Origin of the sequence: Aquimarina sp. AD1 (genome assembly GCF_003443695.1) — a bacterium.
Lineage (GTDB): Bacteria > Bacteroidota > Bacteroidia > Flavobacteriales > Flavobacteriaceae > Aquimarina > Aquimarina latercula.
This window is the reverse complement of record NZ_CP031966.1, coordinates 1834087-1848953: the sequence shown is the minus strand read 5'-3', so window position 1 is coordinate 1848953 and position 14867 is coordinate 1834087. Positions and strand designations below refer to the sequence as shown.

Here is a 14867-nt window from a genome sequence, read left to right as displayed (position 1 = left end):
AGAGGAAATCGCTATACTACCTATATATAGGGTTAAAGTAATGGAATATACTAATGAATCTATCACAAGTTTTTCGTAGAAAAATCTTTTGGTTTTTTGATATTCTTAAGGGAAATGATATCAAAAGCCATTTTAAGGATATTAAAGAATTGATTGAGAATCCAAATTCTCAATCGGTTCAAGCTAAAAAAGATAGATATCTTCAGAAAATACTCAAGCATGCTGTTAGTACTACCTGGTTTTATCAGAAATATTCAGGTTATAATTCAATTTTAGATTTTCCAGTAATTAATAAAAACATAATTCGTGATAATTTTGAAGAATTTAGATCTTCTAAATATAAAGCGAAGAATTGCGTGTTAGTTTCTACTAGTGGTTCTACGGGAGCTCCATTTTCTGTGTTACAGAATATGAGTAAACGCTGTCGTAATACAGGGGATAATTTATATTTTTCTTATCAATCGGGATATGAGATCGGGCAAAAATTAATTTATGTAAAAATTTGGCCTGATAATTACAAGCATAATATACTTTCGAGATTTTGGTGGCAGAACATATATCCTAAAAGTGTTTTCCAACTTTCGGATAAAGAAATAGAAGTTTTTATAAAAGAATTAAGATTAAATTCTTCAAAAAAGAGTTTTCTGGGATACACTTCTGCGTTTACTAAAATTTGTCAACACCTTGATAAGGTAGAGGCAGATCCTGTAGATACCAATGTGCAGTCAATTATTACAATGTCAGAAGGGCTTAATGATTATGTGAGAAATCGTATGAAAAAGTATTTTGGAGTTTCACCAATTTCGAGATATTCTAATAATGAGAATGGAATTTTAGCCCAAGAAGATAGACAGGGACGTTCTAAATTTATTATCAATTCTGCAAGTTATTTTATTGAGGTTTTTGATTTCTATAAAGATGTTCCAGTGTCTCCAGGTGAAAGGGGGAGAATTATTGTTACTGATTTACATAATTATGCAATGCCAATAATTCGATATGATACAGGAGATATAGGAGTTGTAAGTTTAGATAAAAATAATATCAGTTATCTCTCGTCAATTGAGGGTAGAAAATTAGATTTGATTTATGATACTAAAGGAGGTATAGTTCCTTCTCATGTTTCTTATAAGCTATGTAAATATGGTGATTATAAACAGTTTCAGTTGGTTCAGTATGGTGAAAAGAGCTATAAGATCAAATTAAATACGGATAAGAAAGTGGATGAAGCTACTATGTTAGAAGAATTTAAAGGGTATTTGGGTCAAAATGCTCGTATAGATATATTGTATGTAGATGAAATCCCCTTGCTTTCTTCTGGGAAAAGAAGAGAAGTTACAAACACCTATCATTCGAAGTTATAAGGTAACAGCTGCTTTTCGAAGTATTGAATTCATTAAATAGATAATGTTTTACGATAAATAAAGCCAATGAAATGCATCATTGGCTTTTTGTTTATTTTTTGACCTTAATATTTTTTAATTCTGTTATATTTTATCTAATAAATTTTAAGAATTTCGAATCAGATCGTGCAATATATAACCCTTTTGGGAGCGTTGATAAGTTGATATTTGTGGTGTTTTTTACATCTTCAACTTCATATACTTTTTTACCTATAATGTTATAAATACTTAAAGACTTTATTTCATTTACATCATTGATTACTAAAGATGCCGAAGTATTATTAAAGTATAATTTATCTCTATCGAAAGTGGTGAAATCACTAGTGCTAAGTACAGGTGAAATAGTAATTTCTGGGTATTCTCCAGATACGCTCCAATCCGCATCAGAACTAGCATCTGGATTATCTGCAGAAGACAATTTTCCAAAAATGTAATACTTGGTTCCTGAAAGTGATGCACTTATTGGGAGGTCTGACGGTATGTCAAGAGTAACTGTAGTTGATATATCTGTTCCAGCTACAACAGTCGGAGTAACAATTACAGCAGTACCGTTTGCAGTAGTTCCGCCAAAAATACCTGGAACATCAGCCTCGAAAATTTGAAATTGTGTAGCAACATCCATAGATGCTGTATATGTATAATTTAATGTAATAGATTCTCCAGCAGCTACAGTAACTGGATTTGCAGAGTCGTATGTTATAGAATAAGGAGGAGATGTAACTATTATTGAAGGATATACTCCTCCAGTATCCCAGGTTACATCCGCTGTAGCATCAGAGTTTGCTTCGGAAGATAGTTTTCCGAAAATACGATATTCCGTTCCGGAAAGGGAAGAACTTAATGGCAAATTGGCTGGGATATTAAGAGTAATTGTACCCATAACATCTGTTCCTGCATCTAGCGTAGGAAATTCAGCTACTGCAGTTCCTATAGCTGTAGCGCCTCCGAAAATACCTGAATTATCAGTTTCAAAAATCTGAAATTGAGCACCAACCTCCATGGATGCCGAGTATGTATAATTTAATGTTATAGATTGACCGGCAACAACAGTAACAGGATCTGCAGAATCATAACTAATCGAATATTGCGCGGTTACGCTAAAAATAGAGCATAAGCATAGTAGGAGTGAAAATAATTTTTTAATCATAATTACATATTTTAAACATTGTATTTTTTTAAAATCTGTTTACGTTTTAACAATGTTAATTAAGTTTCCACTAATGTATTCTTAAGGATAAATCTCTAGTGTAATAATTGTTGCAATTAATGATAATATTGTTGCATTAGCTCTGAATAAAGGGCTATGAAGTTTGTTTTTGTTATGATAATTTAAATTTTTTAACTTTTTTTATAGTAATAGTGGTGTTTTATAGTTAACAAGTTTAGAATAATATATGGTTTTTGTTTTTTGGTAAAACGAAGATTTGATTTTAAAATCCAACTGCCGTATCATCTCCGCGTTTATCAGCACCTCCTTCTAAAGTTCCATCAGATAATACTAAAATGCCATCTACTTTACCAATAATTCTACTTTGTTCTTCGTTTGTCTTGTATCCTTTACTTCTTAAGCTATCTAGCACATTTTTGTCAAATGAATTAGGTTCAAAAATAACAACATCTGGCAGCCATTGGTGATGAAAACGAGGTGCATTTACTGCGTCTTGCATGGTCATTCCATATTCTTTAACATTTAAGATAGTTTGTAAAACTGATGTGATAATAGTAGATCCTCCAGGAGTTCCAACGGACATCCATAATTTACCATCTTTTTCGACTAGGGTTGGAGTCATTGAACTAAGCATTCTTTTTTCTGGAGCAATTGCATTAGCTTCAGCTCCTAGAAGCCCAAACATATTAGGAGTTCCAGGTTTAGCACTAAAATCATCCATTTCATTATTTAGAAAGAAACCTAGTTCAGGAACAAAAAGTTTAGAGCCATACGCGCCATTTAATGTTGTAGTTACAGAAATTGCATTTCCGAATTGATCAACGATAGAATAATGAGTAGTCTCACTACTTTCATATCCAGGAATACTTCCGTAGCTAAGATCTGTAGATAAAGTAGCTTTATCCATATCGAAATCATTCATTCTTTCGGATAAGTATGCATCACTTATTAAAGTGTCGATTGGAATTTTTACAAAATCTGGATCACCTAAATAGAAGCTTCTATCTGCATAAGCTCTTCTTTCTGCTTCTGTTATTACTTGTATCGATTTTAAAGAATTATGTCCGTACGTACTAAGGTCGTAGGGTTCAATCATCTTCATGATTTGCGCTAAGCATACTCCACCACTAGAAGGAGGAGACATTGATATGATATTTAAATCTTTATATGAGAATTTAACTGGATCCCGCCATTTAGCTTCGTATTTATTTAGATCCTCCATAGTCATTATTCCACCTTGTGATTGGATATATGCAACTAATTTTTCTCCCGTTTCTCCTTTATAAAATTCATTTTTTCCATTCTTAATAATTCGCTCAAGTGTTTTTGCTAACATTGGATTTTTTAGGGTGTCATTTGCTTTAATTGTCTGAGCATAAAGAATGGTGTCTTTATTAGTTTCAATAAACAGGTCTTTAAAGTGGTTAAGCCGTTTTTCTTGATTTTCTGTAATTACATACCCTTTTTTAGCAAGTTTTACCACAGGAGTTAACAGCTCTTCTATAGAGAGTGTTCCAAATTTTTCGTGTACTTCGAAAATACCAGCGATTGTGCCAGGAACACCTACAGCTAAAGAACCTAGTTGACTTTTTTCTGGGATTGGATCTCCATTTTCATCGAGATACATATCTTTAAATGCGGCGAGAGGAGCTTTTTCACGATAATCAATAGCGCCAGTTTCTCCATTAGCTTTTCTATATACCATAAACCCACCACCTCCTAGATTACCGGCATACGGGTAAGAAACTGCCAATGCCATTTCTGTAGCTACCATAGCATCAAATGCATTACCACCTTTCTGAAGAATATCTTTACCAATTTTAGAAGCTTCTTCTCGCGCAGATACAACCATCGCATTTTTTTCAATTACACCAAAAACAGGTTTTGTTTCAGAAATAATTTCTTGTGCTGATTCTGGATTGGTTTTACATGAGATAACTAGAATAAAAAGTAAAAGATAAAGCAATCGCATAGTATTAGATGTTTTATTAGTAATTAATTTCTTTAATTGTGTTGTTTTTTTTATCATAAAATTTCCAATAACCTGAAGGTTTACAATTATCTATATGTCCCTCAGACTTTACATTTCCATTGGTGTGATATTCTTTCCAATATCCTTGTTTTTTACCATTTTGATAATGCCCTTCAATTTTTACACTTCCATTTCGATAAAAATATTTCCAAAAACCCTGTTTAACTCCGTTATTATAATGGCCAAGACTTTCTAAGTTTATTGAATTAGGGTAGTAATTTTTAGTATATCCATTTTTAGTAGTTGTAATGACTTCTTCATCACATATGTTTTTTATTGTAACATTGCTTTCTCTTTTATTACAAGAAAATATCAGGAGCAATAAAAAAAGATATAATATTTTCACAGCGTTCTCATTTCATTTTTTGTAAACAACTCTAATTCTTCAAAGAAAGATCGGAATTCTTTTTCGAACTCATTGTAATACTGTTCTAGTTCTACAACGGCAAAGTTCATTTTTGATTTGTTTTTAGTGCGATGGTTCATTTGATAAAGAATTCTTCCTATCCCTGGAATTGTAGCATAACTAAGTAGCCAATTGTCACGAAACATATAGGGAAGAAAATCCTGTACTCGTTTTGGAAGAACTTCATAATATTCTTGTAATAACGTATAGAAATCAGAGACATATTTATCTAATGGAATTTTAGAATAATCACTCCAATATGCAGCTAAATAATGATCATATAATATGTCCACGATAACAGTGCTGTAGTGTCCATATTTTGGGAATAATCTCAAAACACTTTCTCTTACAATTGGATGACTATCGGTATATGAGTCTATTTTACGATGTAGAGTAATACCTTGTTGTATCCGTTCTGGGAATTGAGCAAACTTTTTTCCTTTAACAGAATCGGCAATAAAATTACCTATTTTAAGTTCTTGATCTTCTCCAGAAAGGTAGATATGGGCTAAAAAATTCATTATGTGAATTTACAATTTTTTGGAAAGTTGTTATTGTTTTTATGTAAACTTTAATCATAGGGTTGTGGTAATGACTTGTAGCACGTACATTTGTTAAAAACAAAAAATAATCAATCGATATATGACATTAATCAAATCAATATCTGGTATTCGCGGAACTATTGGGGGAAAAGTAGGAGATAATTTAACACCTATAGACGCAGTTAAATTTGCATCAGCGTATGGAAGCTGGCTAAAAGCAGAGACCAATAAAGAACATCCTATCGTAGTTGTTGGTAGAGATGCCCGTATTTCTGGATCAATGATTCAGCAATTAGTAATGAATGGATTAATAGGTTTAGGTATTCATGTTGTGGATTTAGGATTGTCAACCACTCCTACTGTCGAGGTAGCAGTTCCTTTAGAAAAAGCAGATGGAGGAATCATCTTAACCGCAAGTCATAATCCAAAACAGTGGAATGCACTTAAGTTATTAGATGGTAAGGGAGAGTTCTTGAATGCAGAAAACGGAAAAAAGATTTTAGATATAGCAGAAAATGATGACTATCAGTTTGCAGAAGTAGATGACTTAGGTTCAATAACGACAAATGATACTTATATTGATAAGCATATTGAAGAGGTGTTGAATCTATCTTTAGTGAACTCAGAAATCGTTAAAGAAGCAGGTTTTAAAGTTGTTGTGGATGCTGTTAATTCTACTGGAGGAATAGCTATTCCAAAACTACTTAAAAAGATGGGGGTTGAGGTAGTAGAACTTTATTGTGAGCCTAATGGCCATTTCCCACATAATCCAGAACCTCTAAAAGAACATTTAACCGATTTATCAGAACTTGTTGTAAAGGAAAAAGCAGATTTTGGTCTTACTGTAGACCCTGATGTTGATCGTTTAGCATTTATGAGTGAAGATGGAGAAATGTTTGGAGAAGAATATACATTAGTTGCATGTGCGGATTTCGTACTAGGTAAGACGCCAGGTAATACAGTATCCAATTTATCTTCTAGTAGAGCATTAAGAGATGTTACCGAAAAACATAATGGTACTTATGAAGCCAGTGCAGTAGGAGAGGTGAATGTAGTTTCAAAAATGAAAGCTAATAATGCAATCATTGGGGGAGAAGGAAATGGTGGTATTATTTATCCAGAGTTACATTATGGAAGAGATTCTCTAGTTGGTGTCGCATTGTTTTTAACACATTTGGCTGAGAAGAAGTGCAGTGTAAGTGCGTTGCGTAATAGTTACCCATCTTATTTTATGAGTAAAAATAAGGTGCAATTAACTCCAGAATTAAATGTTGATGAAATTTTAAAAGGATTTCATAATAAACATGTTGCGGAAGAAGTTAGTACGGTTGATGGTGTAAAAGTGGATTTTAGTGATTCTTGGGTTCATCTAAGAAAAAGTAATACAGAACCTATTATTAGAATATATACAGAAGCTTTAAGTCAGAAAAAAGCGGATCAATTAGCAAATGATACAATTGCTACTCTTAAAGAAATAGCAGGAATTTAATATTATTTCAGAACACTCTTGTTAATCCAATTAGCAAGAGTGTTTGATTAATGTATTGTTGCATCTTTAGGTATTTCTGCATTACGATGTTTCCATCGCTTGTGTGTCCACAAATAATATTCCGGAGCTTTACGGATTTGTTCCTCTACCATTCTTAAGTAAGTTTCCACAATATAAAAATCTTCGCAGTTTTTTGCATTTTCTGTAATTGGAATAAATCTAGCTTGGTAATACCCTCTCTTTATTTTTTCTACCTGTAAATAGGCAACGGACATGTCTAGTCTTTTAGCTAATACAGCTCCACCAACATGAGTGGGTACTTTGATCCCCATAAAATTGGTCCAATATGTTGCTTTTGTCAAACTTGGTGATTGATCAGATAAGAATGCATAGGAACATAATTTACCATTAACCTTATCTCTTGTAATTTCTTTCATAGCGTTATAACTAGCAATAAGTCGTGCATCATATCGCTTTCTTATGCGATGTACAAGTTGGTCAAAGTATTTGTTTTTAACTTGTTTATAAACACCGACTGTCGGGAAATTAATTAATAATTGTGTAACTGTAGCCCATTCATAACTGGCATAATGCGCCATTAGGACTACTATACTTTTGTTTTTTGCTTCTAATTTTTTAAGAGATTCGATATCAATAATTTTAAATCTATCCAGAAGGTCCTTATCACTTATAGAAATTGATTTAATCATTTCTAAAAACATATCGCACATATGTTTATAAAAAGCTTTTCTTATTTTGGAGATCTCTTCAGAAGATTTTTCAGGAAAAACCAGTGTCAGGTTCTCTGTTACAGCTTTCTTTCTATATGCAATAATGTGATATACAAGAATGTATACACCGGTAGAAAACATATAAAACAGACGCCACGGTAGTTTAGAAATAATCCATAAAATTGGATACACAAGGCGATATACCAATAGTTGCATTATATTAATTTAGCCTACAAATATAAAATTATTTGAGGTTCAAAAATCTTAGTATAATCTTAAATAAAAGTGAAATTTTAAGCAATTACAGCATCCTTAGGAGGTTTAGCATTGCGATGTTTCCATCGTTTATGAGTCCATAAATAATTCTCTGGTTTATGCTTGATTTGTTCTTCAAGTAGTTTTGTGAATTTCTTGGTAATAGCATATTCATCTTCATTTTTTGGATCTTCAGAAATTGGAATCAAAGTTGCCTCATAATACCCTCTTTTTATCTTCTCTACGTGAAGATAAAATATACTAAGACCTAATCTTCTAGAAAGAACTTCTCCTCCTACAAATGCCGGTACCTTTATTCCCATAAAGTCTGTCCAGAATGTTGCATTATTTAGTTTAGGTGATTGATCAGAAATTAAACCATATAAACTTAATTCAGGATTCTCCTTTCTTTGATCCATCGTCATTTCTCTGAAAACTTTAGCGCTTGGAATTAATCTAGAGTTAAATCTGCCCCTAATTCTATGTACTAACTTGTCAAAATATTTGTTCTTGATAGGTTTGTAAATCCCAACGCATCTAAACTTACTTATTAAATCAATCGAATTGGTCCATTCATAACTATTATAATGCCCCATCATCGCAATGATACTTTTATTTTTATTCTCTAAGTCTACTATAGCATCTAGGTTGGTAATATGAAAACGTTTTACGATTTCTTTTTCACTTATAGATAAAGAACGAATCATTTCTAAGAACATATCACACATATGTTTATACGAAGCTTTTCGAATACGATTTATTTCCTTGGTATCCTTATCGGGAAAAGCTAAGTTTAGATTTTCTGTTACTGTTTTTCTTCGATACCTTACAATATGATAAGTAAGGATGTAAACACAAGTTGAAAACAAGTAAAATAATCTCCAAGGTAGTTTAGATATGATCCAAAGTATGGGATATACTAAACTATAAATCACTAATTGCATTAAATTCTATTTTTAGCGGCTAAAGATAATCTATTTTAGCTTACTATTACTAAACTATAAAATCATCTTATTTCTAAATAAATTCGGTACTCATTGGGTTGAAATATATATTATATTTGGATGATAAAATATTATGTATGCTAAATCTTGATGTAGTAGTAATTGCCATTATATTGGTAAATGTGCTAGTTTCTTTAAAGGGATTAAATGATTTTTCTTTTTTGGAACGCTATAAGTTTAATATTGGAGGTATAAGACGTGGTGAGCAAATACGAATGCTTACTTCTGGTTTTTTGCATGTAGATCATATGCATTTATTTTTTAATATGTTTACCTTATACTTTTTTGCACCAGTAGTTCTTAATGCATTAGGAAATATTAAGTTTCTTGTAATCTATTTTTGTAGCTTGATTGTAGGGAACTTGTTTTCTCTCTTTTTTCATAAGGATGAGTATCATTATAGTGCTGTTGGAGCTAGTGGAGCGGTTTCTGGAATTATTTTTTCTGCAATATTATTTCAACCAGGAATGAAATTGTATCTGATGTTTATTCCTATTCCTATTCCTGCCTATATTTTTGGTATTGGATATTTGCTATATTCAATTTATGGGATGAAGAGTAGGTCTGGTAATATTGGACACGACGCCCATTTTGGTGGAGCAGTTGGAGGATATGTAGTGACATTAATTCTTGCCCCTTTTTTGTTTCAAGAAAACCTTTTAATGATAGGGTTGTTAGCAATACCCATAATTGTTTTGTTTGTCATGCAACGACTCGGGAAACTTTAAATAAAAAAAGATCTGATTATCAGATCTTTTTTTATTTAAATTGTTATCGTTCCGAATCTACAGAGATTCTTCTCCTAATAATTCTGAAATTTTTGTTTCTAAAGCAGGACCTCTAAGGTTTTTAGCAATTACGTTCCCTTTATCATCGATAATAAAAGTAGCGGGGATTGATCTTACTCCATAGGCTTTTGCTATTGGATCTTGCCAAAATTTTAGGTGGGATACGTGATTCCATTCTAAATTATCTTGATCGATTGCTGTTGTCCAATGGTCTTTTTTTCTGTCCAGAGAAACTCCTATGATATTTAGTCCTTTATCATGATATTTATTATAAACTCTAACTACATTAGGATTCTCTGCTCTACAAGGTTTACACCAAGATGCCCAAAAATCAATTATAGTAATTTTACCCATGGATTCTTTAAGAGAAACCATTTTTCCCTCAGGATTAGGAGCAGAAAAATCTTCAGCCTCACTACCTATATCTATTTTACCAATAGAAGCTGTAATTAATCGATCTAGGTTTTTACCTAATCGTGATGTTTTTAAGGTATCCTGGACAGTAGCATATATTTTTTTAATTTGTTTTGCGGGAGCAGCTTTTAGATTTAATAAATCTGTAAGCGCCATTACTGCTACTAAAGAATTGGGGTTATTTTCAGCAATTTCTCTTCTGTATTTATTTTCGTCAACACGTATCTTTTGTAATTTTCTAGATAGGTTAACTGTTTTTTCAGTTTCTTTTAACTTAGAAGCTATCTGATATTGGTTACTAAGTTCTTGCTTTTCTTTCCCAAAATCAGTCATCTTACTTAAGTACTTGAAAAATAATTGATTTTCAGGTCCTCCTTTAATAATTGAAGATCGTAAGCTATCTTTATAGATAGTCATTTTGATGGGGTTATTTTCGGCAAGGAATAATACATTTTGGGGCGTCCCATTAAAAGTTAAATAGTTAAAATCATTATCTTCTACCACAGGTAGCGATATCGAAAATTTACCTTGCTGTATCGTAGTAGAATCTATGATAGTAGGTCTGTTTGATTGGTTTATTGCATTTATATATACTGTAACTCCATCCTCAAACCCATTTGTTTCAGCTGTAATTGAATATCCCTTTTCCTCTTTTTGACATGCTGCTATTAGCAATATGAGAGCAAGCAGTACTATTTTTTTCATTCTATTTCTTTTTTGATCTGTAAAAATATGTAATATGGACCTTAAACCCCAAAAATTAACTTTTAAATATAAGTATTTGTTAATATTTAATTTGTATTCTAAAAATAAAGATGATAAAAAAATATAATAGGTGTAACAAAAACCATTTGTTTAGAGTCTAATGAGATAGATAACATGGGTTTTTGTTCTAAAATTATAAAGAAAATTATTTTTTTATTGTTTTTAGTCCTAATTGTATGTTAATATTCGTCTATTAATTATTGATAAATGACTTATAAAGTAAGCTTTTCAATTAATTAATTGTTAATACCGATATTAAGTGACAAAGTTTTGTGTTATTTTTGTTAAACTACCGTAAATAAACCGTTATGAAGGTCCTGGAGCATGAATTTCCGTTGGATATTAGGATAAGTTTCTCTTCATTCTTTGACCAATACAGAGAGTTTTTAAAAAGTGATAATAAATTACTACGTGATCGTGCGGAAAGTATTTTAAAAATTGCAGAAGATTATCCTGAGTTAGAGGAAGGAATAAGGACAGAAGAACGTGTGCAGGAGTTGTTGCCGCAGATAGAGTTCGTTTTGGAAGATTCTTTTGCTCAAATTCTACAAAAAAATGAAATAAAGATTGCAACAATACCTTTTAATAATACTGTAGTAAAATCAACTGAACGTTACAAAAACATTGTAAAAGCAGCGGGTTCTGATTTTGAACCACAAATTAAGAACTTAGATGAGGACCATTATTTTATAATGGGATGTAGTATAATTTTGAGTCAATATTACGGTTATAAAATTGATTTTAGAAGACCGTTTTTTTATGATATACCGGATGCATCTGGGATAATGCGTCATTATAGAATTTTATATAACGGAGATTTTATTGAAGTAATTAAAACAGATAATGCAAGAGATATTACTGAAGAAGATGTTGCTGTTTTAATCGATAATTTTGATAATGTAGAGATTTGGAAAGAAAAATTTCCTCCCAATAGCTGGATATTTAAAGGAATTGTTATCGCAAATTTATTTGACGTAACAGCGGATGTATCTTTATCAGAATTTAAAACAAGCCTTTTAAAATACGATAAGACACAAGGAGATTTTATTGGAAGTTTTCAGAATATCTTTAGAGGGATATTTAATCTCCCTGAGATTAAAGTAGGTTTCTCTAACTATAATGAGGAAGAAAGAGTTTTAGAACGAGTTCCGTTCAAAACTATAGATAGTTATGTGTTATATGATAAGTTTTCTGATTGCTGTGAGACAGCTTTGTGTAAAGGAACGTATCAATACTTATTTGAAAAATCAGAACCTTTTGCGGTTTCTAATATTCAAAAAATGCATGAAACTTATCCAGATGAACTTATGTACAGCAATCTGGCAAAGCAAAATATTAAAAGTGCAATTATAGCACCAATAGAAAATAATGGAAAGCTATTAGGGGTTTTAGAAATTGTTTCGCCTAATATTAAGGAGTTAAATAGTATCAATGCAAACAAACTATTAGATATTATGCCATATCTAGTAGATTCTGTTTTAAGGTCTAAAGCAAAAGCCGAAGATGAATTAGAGCTGGTTATCCAACAAGAATGTACTTCTATACATCCAAGTGTATATTGGAAATTTAGACAAGAAGCTAAGCGTTTTATTTTATCTAAAGTAGAAGAAAATCCAACTTCTTTTAGAGAAGTGGTTTTTGAAGATGTATATCCTTTATTTGGACAGATTGATATCAAAGGATCTTCTGAGGCGCGAAATGGTTCGGTTCAAAAGGATTTAATTCTTCAATTAAAGGCTATTGCCAGGGTTATTAATAAGGTTAGAGAAATAGATTCTTTACCAATTTATGATCAAATTAAATTTAGAATAGAGAATTATATAAATTCAGTTTCTTCTCATTTACAGGTAGATACAGAACAACGAATTCTTAATTTTATAAAAAATGAAATTAAGCCGTTATTCAAACATTTAAAGGGAACTAATATCGAACTAGAGGGATTGATAAATCAATATAATAATTCATTAGATAAGAGTACTAAAATGCTATATAAGCATAGAAAAGCGTACGATGAATCTGTTATGTTGATTAATAAAAAGATGGCAGCATTGTTAGATGAAAAACAAAAGGAAGCCCAAAAAATGTACCCGCATTATTTTGAACGATTTAAAACTGACGGAGTAGAGCATAATATGTACATAGGTGAGTCTATTACTAAACAGAATAGTTTCAATAAAATATATCTTTATAACCTTAGGTTATGGCAGTTACAGGTAATGTGTGAAATGGAGAATGAGTATTACCAACTAAAACAAGATTTACCTGTTCCGTTGGATGTAGCTTCTATGGTACTGGTTTTTAATGCTTCATTATCAGTAAGATTTAGAATGGATGAAAAGCGTTTTGATGTTGATGGTACTTATAATGCAAGATATGAAGTAGTTAAGAAAAGAGTAGATAAAGCTAAGATTAAAGGTACAAACCAGAGAATCACTGAAAAAGGAAAATTGGTTGTTGTCTATTCTCAGCGTACTGATGAAAAGGAATACATCAAATATATCAACTTCTTACAGTCCAAGAATTATTTAGAAGATGAGATAGAAGTGGTAGAATTGGACGATTTACAAGGTGTTACTGGGTTAAAAGCATTGAGAGTGAATATTCTTTATAATAAGAATAAAGAGGATAAAGAATATTACACGTATGAAGATTTAATGAAAGAAATTAATAAATAGCTTTTTTTATTGCAACGTATTGAACGCAATTACAAAGGATAATGCCGAAGTAATAAAGCCAATCATAAAAACGGTATAAGTAATTCTGAGGATTTTATATTTTCTATGTAGTACCTTACCCAAAAAGTATAAATCTTTTATCATAGTATCGTAAATATATTCCTTGTCATCCATTAGTTCATGCATCGCCGATTTGTAATCATTAAGAGGCATTTTATGAAAATTACCAAAGAATAAAAGATTAACCTTCTTTTCTTCTATTTCCTTGCGTGTAAATTCTCCACTAGTAACATTAGGTCTTGTAGCCAATACCGATAATAACATCGATATAATACTAAATACGATAAATATTAGTGTTGGATAAATTAAATATTGGTTAGAAGGATTATCTAGTTTAGGAATTAAATTAGATAGTGCTAATGAAATGATAATAGCATTTACAGATAATAAGATATTCGCTTTGGTATCTGCAATATCACTTAGTTTTAAATGGTTTCTAAGAGTTACTCTAAACAGGGTTTGGATGCCTTTTTCAGGACTTTCTTCTTTAACTAACTTTTTCAACTTGGCTTTTTTCTTTTTCTTTTTTAAAGCTGTTTGTTCATTAAGTATTTCTAATAGATGTTCTTCTTTTTTTGGTTGCCAATTCTTTAAAGCATATTCTGTGTAAAATTCGTGTTTATTTTTTAAGAAATCGATATTAATCTTTAACCAGTCAGCGCTACTATATTTTTCTTTGTTGTTAAACTCAAATTCCTGTCTTAAAAATTCACTAGTTTCCTTAAAATACCCTTTAGCCAAGTGAGAAGCATCGGCATCTCTAATAATTTTCTCTAATAAATTATTTGGTTTGTGCTCCATTTTTGTAGCCAATATCAAAGAAGATACTTTATTAATAATATCGTCAGAAATATTTTGTTCTTTTAAAAAGGCTTTAGAGATAATAACACTGTGTTCCTCGTGATTATCAAGGCTTTCAGAATAGCCTGTATCGTGAAGTAATGCGGTCAATAATAATATATCTTTATCTTCTTCTGAAATATTAGTATTGTCAATGATTTCTTTCGTACTTTTAAATACTCTTTTGGTATGTGTATAATTATGATAGATACAGGTTTCAGGAAGTTTTTTAGTAAAAAGTTCAGAAACAAAATTATCAGTTTTTTCAACTAACTCGTTCATGTTATAATTTTTCAGT

12 protein-coding genes are annotated in these 14867 nt (G+C 31.2%); 4 read left to right on the top strand and 8 right to left on the bottom strand.

What is annotated here, in order from left to right; genetic code table 11:
- Positions 1-53 precede the first annotated feature (53 nt).
- A complete protein-coding gene (locus D1815_RS08355; RefSeq protein WP_118386597.1) occupies positions 54-1361 on the top strand; it encodes a CoF synthetase in 1308 nt (435 codons plus the stop codon).
- Positions 1362-1491: 130 nt separating this feature from the next.
- Here D1815_RS08355 and D1815_RS08350 read toward each other — a convergent pair whose 3' ends face one another.
- From D1815_RS08350 to D1815_RS08335, 4 genes are all read right to left on the bottom strand, one after another.
- Positions 1492-2547, bottom strand: a complete 1056-nt coding sequence (locus D1815_RS08350) for a T9SS type A sorting domain-containing protein (protein WP_027393990.1) — start codon at positions 2545-2547, stop codon at positions 1492-1494.
- 283 nt (positions 2548-2830) lie between these two features.
- On the bottom strand, positions 2831-4540 hold the full coding sequence (gene ggt / locus D1815_RS08345; protein WP_118389928.1) for a gamma-glutamyltransferase: 1710 nt from the start codon (positions 4538-4540) through the stop codon (positions 2831-2833).
- Positions 4541-4556: 16 nt separating this feature from the next.
- Positions 4557-4922: a toxin-antitoxin system YwqK family antitoxin gene (locus D1815_RS08340; RefSeq protein WP_162897350.1), complete on the bottom strand. Its 366-nt coding sequence runs from the start codon at positions 4920-4922 to the stop codon at positions 4557-4559.
- Between the two features lie 20 nt (positions 4923-4942).
- Positions 4943-5527 carry an ACP phosphodiesterase gene (locus tag D1815_RS08335; protein ID WP_027393988.1) on the bottom strand — a complete coding sequence of 195 codons (585 nt, stop codon included), beginning with the start codon at positions 5525-5527 and terminating at the stop codon, positions 4943-4945.
- A 121-nt stretch (positions 5528-5648) separates the two neighbouring features.
- Here D1815_RS08335 and glmM point away from each other — a divergent pair, with 121 nt between their 5' ends.
- Positions 5649-7037, top strand: coding sequence for a phosphoglucosamine mutase (gene glmM, locus D1815_RS08330; protein WP_118386595.1), 1389 nt, complete (start codon positions 5649-5651; stop codon positions 7035-7037).
- 47 nt (positions 7038-7084) lie between these two features.
- Here the strand turns inward: glmM and D1815_RS08325 are convergent, their stop codons facing one another.
- Positions 7085-7984, bottom strand: coding sequence for a lysophospholipid acyltransferase family protein (locus D1815_RS08325; protein WP_118386594.1), 900 nt, complete (start codon positions 7982-7984; stop codon positions 7085-7087).
- A gap of 77 nt (positions 7985-8061) precedes the next feature.
- The gene (locus D1815_RS08320; protein WP_027393985.1) at positions 8062-8967 is read right to left on the bottom strand and encodes a lysophospholipid acyltransferase family protein; all 906 of its coding nucleotides are present in this window, start codon (positions 8965-8967) and stop codon (positions 8062-8064) included.
- A gap of 137 nt (positions 8968-9104) precedes the next feature.
- Between D1815_RS08320 and D1815_RS08315 the strand changes: the two genes are divergently transcribed.
- Positions 9105-9755 carry a rhomboid family intramembrane serine protease gene (locus D1815_RS08315; RefSeq protein ID WP_027393984.1) on the top strand — a complete coding sequence of 217 codons (651 nt, stop codon included), beginning with the start codon at positions 9105-9107 and terminating at the stop codon, positions 9753-9755.
- A gap of 57 nt (positions 9756-9812) precedes the next feature.
- Here the strand turns inward: D1815_RS08315 and D1815_RS08310 are convergent, their stop codons facing one another.
- The gene (locus tag D1815_RS08310) at positions 9813-10934 is read right to left on the bottom strand and encodes a TlpA disulfide reductase family protein (protein ID WP_118386593.1); all 1122 of its coding nucleotides are present in this window, start codon (positions 10932-10934) and stop codon (positions 9813-9815) included.
- Between the two features lie 368 nt (positions 10935-11302).
- On the opposite strand from D1815_RS08310, the gene D1815_RS08305 reads away from it, so the two are divergent.
- Complete coding sequence (locus D1815_RS08305; protein WP_118386592.1) at positions 11303-13669, top strand: GAF domain-containing protein; 2367 nt, start codon at positions 11303-11305, stop codon at positions 13667-13669.
- Between the two features lie 6 nt (positions 13670-13675).
- Here D1815_RS08305 and D1815_RS08300 read toward each other — a convergent pair whose 3' ends face one another.
- Positions 13676-14851, bottom strand: coding sequence for a Pycsar system effector family protein (locus D1815_RS08300; protein WP_118386591.1), 1176 nt, complete (start codon positions 14849-14851; stop codon positions 13676-13678).
- Between the last annotated feature and the right edge of the window lie 16 nt (positions 14852-14867).